4 protein-coding genes and 1 pseudogene are annotated in these 6084 nt (G+C 60.8%); 3 read left to right on the top strand and 2 right to left on the bottom strand.

Translation table 11 applies throughout. From position 1 onward, the window contains the following. Positions 1 to 183: hypothetical protein (locus ALO64_RS25830; RefSeq protein WP_217996256.1), on the bottom strand; the 183-nt coding region annotated here is incomplete at its 3' end. 204 nt (positions 184 to 387) lie between these two features. Between ALO64_RS25830 and ALO64_RS02275 the strand changes: the two are divergent. The 3 genes and pseudogenes from ALO64_RS02275 to ALO64_RS02265 all read left to right on the top strand — a co-directional run bounded on the left by ALO64_RS02275 (position 388) and on the right by ALO64_RS02265 (position 4738). Further along, positions 388 to 2014, top strand: a pseudogene (locus ALO64_RS02275) (Na/Pi cotransporter family protein). A gap of 57 nt (positions 2015 to 2071) precedes the next feature. Beyond that, entirely contained in the window at positions 2072 to 3448 is a 1377-nt protein-coding gene (locus ALO64_RS02270) for a M16 family metallopeptidase (RefSeq protein WP_044343511.1), read from the top strand. Between the two features lie 96 nt (positions 3449 to 3544). Continuing rightward, complete coding sequence (locus ALO64_RS02265; RefSeq protein ID WP_044343512.1) at positions 3545 to 4738, top strand: DUF5924 family protein; 1194 nt, start codon at positions 3545 to 3547, stop codon at positions 4736 to 4738. Positions 4739 to 4742: 4 nt separating this feature from the next. Here the strand turns inward: ALO64_RS02265 and ALO64_RS02260 are convergent, their stop codons facing one another. Further along, positions 4743 to 5984 (bottom strand): nucleoside recognition domain-containing protein, encoded by a 1242-nt coding sequence (locus tag ALO64_RS02260; protein ID WP_005743905.1) that lies wholly within the window; start codon positions 5982 to 5984, stop codon positions 4743 to 4745. Positions 5985 to 6084: the final 100 nt, after the last annotated feature.

Here is a 6084-nt window from a genome sequence, read left to right as displayed (position 1 = left end):
GCGTGCGGAACGATAATCCCAACTGTCGTGCCGAAGTTCTTCAGCCATCGTGCGACGCTCCGCGTCCGGTCTTGCGTTTGCGGTGCGGCGCAGACTTGTGACGCAGAGCGTCACGAAAGGCATTCCCACGCTGGAGCGTGCGGAACGATAATCCCAACTGTCGTGCCGAAGCTCTTCAGCCATCGTGCGACGCTCCCGCGTCCGGTCTTGCATTTGCGGTGCGGATTTATGACACTTTTATTTCAATGAATCTCGCCCTGTGCGATGCTGGTGCCAAGGCTAATAGCCGACTAAAAGCTTAGTAGAGCGTTACACCCTTTCCCCGCTCGCTACATGCACATCTTTCAATTCATCGCCTGAACGGGCAAACCTCAGGGGGCTTTCAGCATGCTGACCCTGCTCGATTTGCTATCTGCCGTCGCCCTGCTGATCTGGGGCACGCATATCGTGCGCACTGGCATCCTTCGTGTTTACGGTGCACAACTTCGTCGTTTACTCAGCCAGAACATGTCCAAGCGACCACTGGCGTTCATCGCCGGCATTCTGGTGACAGCCATGGTGCAGAGCAGCAACGCCACCGCCATGCTGGTGACGTCGTTTGTCGGCCAGGGGCTGATGACGCTGACGCCTGCGCTGGTGATCATGCTTGGCGCCGATGTCGGCACCGCCCTGATGTCTCGCGTGCTGACCTTCGATCTGTCATGGCTGTCGCCGTTGCTGATCTTCCTTGGCGTAGTGTTTTTCCTGTCGCGCAAGCAGACCCGTGCCGGTCAACTGGGACGGGTCGGTATCGGCCTGGGCCTGATCGTGCTGGCGCTGCAATTGATCGTCGCAGCGGCTGCACCGATCACCCTGCTGTTTGCCTCGTTGACCGGCGACCTTCTGCTGGATGCGCTGGTCGGTGCCATGTTTGCGCTGATCTCCTATTCCAGCCTCGCGGCAGTTCTGCTGACGGCCACCTTGGCGGGCACGGAAGTCATTGGCTTGCCGGTGGCGATCGGCCTGGTGATCGGGGCCAACATCGGCAGCGGCCTGCTGGCCTTTCTCAGTACCAGCATGCAGAACGTCGCCGGTCGGCAGGTGGCGCTGGGCAGTCTGTTGTACAAGCTGTTCGGCCTGTTGCTGATCTTTCCGGTGCTCGACCCGCTGGTTGCCTGGATCGACACGCTGGGCTTTCGTCCGCAGGAGTTGGTGATTGGCTTTCACCTGATCTACAACACGTTGCGCTGCCTGATCATGCTGCCTACCGATGGCGCGGTTGTGCGCGGCCTTGCTGCCGCAGCAGAACGAGGTCGGTGGCCTGGCCAAACCTCGCCATCTGGACCTGACCGCACTGTCGACGCCCAGCCTGGCACTGGCCAACGCAGTGCGAGAAACCCTGCGCATGGGCGATTTGATCGAGAGCATGCTGGGCTCGATGCTGGCGGTGCTGCGCGGCACGCAGACGGCGGTCACTCAGGAAGTGCGCCGCCTCAACGATGACGTGGAAGCGCTCTACAGCGCGATCAAGCTATACCTGGCGCAGATGCCGCGTGAGGACCTCGGCGAGCACGATAACCGGCGCTGGGCCGAGATCATCGAGCTGACCATCAATCTGGAACTGGCCAGTGGCCTGATCGAACGCATGCTGCGCAAGATCCAGCAGCAGAAGACCTCGCACCGCCGCTCATTCTCGGAAGTCGGCCTGGAAGAACTCGCCGATCTGCAGATCCAGTTGCAGTCGAACCTGCGTCTGGGGCTCTCGGTGTTCCTCAGCGGTGACGAGGAAAGCGCGCGTCAATTACTGCGTGAAAAACGCCGTTTTCGAGCCCAGGAACGCCGTCTGGCGCATGCTCACGTCAGCCGCCTGCGGCAGAAGGTTGTGCAGAGTATCGAGACCAGTTCGCTGCATCTGGAACTGATTGCCGACATGAAACGCCTGAACTCACTGTTTTGCAGCAGCGCTTATGTGGTACTGGAAACGGTCGACACCGGGGCCTTGTCGAGCGAGAGCGAGCCCGAACGATCACTATGAACGTAAGGGCCGAGGTGAAGTCTGTTAAACATACCGGCCCGCCAGGAAAGCTGTTTTATGCGTTGCCTGCTGTTCGCTTGTCTGCTCCTCGGTTCACTCCCTTCGTTTGCCCTTGACCGCCTTCAGGTCGAGGGCTACCTGCTGCCCAATGGTTTGCAAGTCCTTCTCAAGCCCGGTTCCGAAAAGGGTCACGTCGCCATCCGGCTGGTGGTAGGTATCGGGTTCGATGACTTCCCCTGTCAGGACAAGGAGCTGCCGCATTTGCTGGAACATCTTCTGTTCAGCGGGGTTGATGACAGCGGTGAAGGCGGCCTGGAAGAGCGCATGCAGGCACTGGGCGGCGAGTGGAACGCCTTCACCAGCAACGCCGATACCACCTTCGTGATCGAAGCGCCTGCGCGCAACCAGCGTAAGGTGCTCGACCTGCTGCTGGAGATCATGACCAGAACCGAGCTCAGCCAGGCACGACTGGACGGCGTCAAACGAGTCGTAGAACGAGAAGACGGCGGGCACTTTTCACACTTGCAGCGCCTGCTTGACCGGCGTGACTCGGGGCGCAGCGCCAGCAGTCAACTGGCGGTGGAGCTGGGCCTCAAATGCGCCGAGCGTCCTGAAGTGGATGGTATCAAGCTGGGCCATATCGAAGACGTCTTCGCCAACTGGTACGCGCCCAATAACATGACGCTGATCGTGGTTGGCGATCTGGACAAGCTGTTGCCGGCCTATCTGGAGCGCACTTACGGCAAACTGGCGCCCACCGACCCGATCGATCACCCGCCGCTGGCGCAAAGCACGGGTTCAGCCGAGCCGCGACGCGAGCTTGAGCGCGGCGGGCTGGGCGAGAGTGCCAAGCTGCACCTGATCTACCCCGAGCCACAACTTGACGACCAGCACGACGAAACCTGGGAGCTGGTCAAAGCCTACCTTGACTGGACGCTCTACACTGAGCTGCGTCTGAAACACAGCTTGTCGTACGGTCCTTCTGCCGAGCGGGAAGTGTTCGGCGATGTCGGGTTTTTGAGCCTGAATGCCGATGTCGAACGTGACGATGCCGATGAAGCCGAGCGGGACATCCGCAGTTTGGTCGAGCGCCTGCAAAAAGAAGGCATGCAGCCCGCTACATTTGCGCGGTTGCAACAGCTCGCCATCGACCGGCAATCGTGGGCTACACAGGGCAATAGTGCGCTGGCCGACTATTATTGGAGCGCGCTCAATGATTACGAAAACGGGCGCTTTGAGGACCCGGCCAAACGCATCAAGGCGGTGAAACTGGAGACAGCCAGTCAGGCCATGCGCCAGCTGCTCGCCCGGCCGGGCTACATGCGAATTGAAAAGCCTCTGTTCAGTTATGACGGCCTGTATTGGCTGATTGGCGGGGTGCTGGGCCTGATAGCCTTGTTGGCCATGTGGCGCTGGCGTGTACGCAATAAATAGAATGCTGACGCCGAACTGCATTGGTGGTGTTGGCTGCGCGCCGCGCTTGTTACGCTGCGCGGTTTTTTGTATGAACAGAACCGAGTGAACCCCCGAATGTTTGACGTGAACCGCTATGTGACGCCCGTGCTCAACTTGATGCAGCGCTATCCGGGGCTCATTGCGGCGTTTGGTTTCGTTTCAGGTATCGCCAGTTTTATCCTGGTTGACCGCCAGGCAGGGCTGGCCACCTGGATCGCCGTGGTGATGCTGATCAGCTGGCTGTGGCTGATGGTCGAAAACACCATGGTCGGGCTGCTCAACAAGGCGCTGGGCCGCGAGATTCCGCAGGGTTTGCTGCGCTACGGCACGCAGATGATCCATCAGGAAAGCCTGTTTTTCGTGTTGCCGTTCTTTTTCATCACCACCACCTGGAACAGTGGTCAGGCGGTATTCACTGCGGTGCTTGGCGCCGCCGGGCTGATCTCGATCATCGACCCTCTCTACTATAAGTGGCTGGCGCCCAGACGCTGGCTGTTCATGACGTTGCACACTCTGACACTGTTCGCGGCACTGCTGACCGCGCTGCCGATCATCCTGCACCTGACCACCGCCGAGAGTTACAAACTGGCGCTGGGCGTGGCGATGCTGCTGTCGGCACCCAGCCTGATGTCGAACTTCCCGCTCAACACCTGGCGCAGCGCACTGGCCGTGATCAGCATCATCCTGGCCATCGGCGCGGCGGGCTGGTTGCTGCGCTCCTGGGTGCCGCCTGCGACGCTCTGGTTGACCGAAGTGGCGGTCAGCCCGGACTTCGATAACAAGAACCGCACACCAGGCGACAGTATTTCGCTGATCAGCGCCAAACAGCTGCGCAACGGCGGCCTGTATGCGTACACCGCCATCAATGCGCCGCGCGGTCTGGATGAGCGTATCTACCATGTGTGGTGGCATGAAGGCGAAGAGATGGACCGCATCGCGCTGGACATTCACGGCGGACGCAAGGAAGGCTATCGCGCCTGGACACGCAAACAGAACTTCCCGGAGGACGTGACAGGGCGCTGGCAGGTGAGGGTGCTGACCGAGGACGGCCAGATGATCGGCGTGCTGCGCTTTGTGGTCACCGACAACGATCAACCGGCCGTGAAACGACCTACAGGCCGGATAATCAAACTCAAGCCGGGCGGTGACTCGGCTGAGGAAGCCACACCTGAGTCTGCACCCGCCGATCAGGCGAAGCAGGAAAAGCAGGAGGCAGTACCTGCCGAGTCGGCACCTGCTGAATCTGCACCGCAGGCTCCGGCGCAGTGAGCCGTCAGGAAGCGGTTGCGCCGAAGAACCAGTAGCAAACGAAGATCGCAGCCACCACACCGGCAAACTCGGCCAGCAGCGCGCAGCCCACCGCATGGCGAGCGCGCTGAATGCCCACGGCGCCGAAGTACACCGCGAGCACGTAGAACGTGGTTTCGGTGCTGCCCTGAATCGTTGCGGCGGCCAATGCCGCGAAGCTGTCGACGCCTTGGGTCTGCATGGTTTCGATCAACAGGGCACGGGCGGCGCTACCGGAGAAGGGTTTGACCATCGCGGTCGGCAACGCATCGACGAAGCGTGTATCCAGCCCCAGCCACTGCACCACATGGCGAATGCCTTCCAGGCCAAAGTCCAGCGCGCCGGATGCGCGCAGTACGCCCACTGCGCAGAGCATGGCGACCAGATAAGGCAGCAGGCTCTTGGCGACGTCGAAGCCTTCCTTCGCACCTTCGACGAAGGCCTCGTAGACAAGCACCTTGCGTAACGTGCCGATGATCAGAAACATCATGATCAGGCCGAACAGCGTGAGGTTACCCAGAATGGACGACAGTCCCGCCAGCGCAGCTGCCGACAGTGTGCCGAGAAAGGCCATGAAAGTACCCAGCAGCAGGGCGCCGGGGATCAGGTAAGCGAGCACCACCGGGTCCCAAAGCCGCAGGCGCTGCATGAACGCCACCGACAACAGGCCGACGATGGTCGAGACGCTGGTGGCCAGCAGAATCGGCAGAAATACCAGGGTGGGGTCGGGAGCACCCTGCTGGGCGCGGTACATGAAGATCGTTACCGGCAGCAGTGTCAGCGAGGAAGCGTTGAGCACCAGAAAAAGGATCTGCGCATTACTGGCGGCGGTCTTGCTCGGGTTGAGTTCCTGTAACGAGCGCATGGCTTTCAGGCCAATCGGCGTGGCGGCGTTGTCGAGACCCAGCGCATTGGCGGCGAAGTTGAGGGTAATCAGCCCCAGTGCCGGGTGGCCGGGCGGCACTTCCGGCATCAGGCGCAGAAACAGCGGGCCGAGAACCTTGGCCAGCCAGTCGACGATGCCCGCCTTTTCGGCGATGCGCAAAAAGCCCAGCCACAGCGTCAGTGTGCCGAACAGCAGCACCATTACCTCGACCGACAGCTTGGCCATCGCGAAGATACTTTCGACCATCGCCGCAAAAATTCCGGCGTTGCCCCCCACCAGCCACTGCACCAGCGCGGAAATCGTCGCCACGACAAAAAAACCAAGCCACAGGCCATTGAGCATCGGATAAGTCCCTCACAAGATGCGGCGATGATAGCGGCGAGGTGCGCTGGAGGGAAATCGGCGGAGGCCGTACGGCGCAATCAAGAGCGGACGCAGAGCG

Origin of the sequence: Pseudomonas meliae, assembly GCF_001400515.1 — a bacterium.
GTDB classification, from domain to species: Bacteria; Pseudomonadota; Gammaproteobacteria; order Pseudomonadales; family Pseudomonadaceae; genus Aquipseudomonas; species Aquipseudomonas amygdali.
The sequence above is the reverse complement of the archived record's forward strand: the minus strand, read 5'-3'. Positions and strand labels throughout refer to the sequence as shown.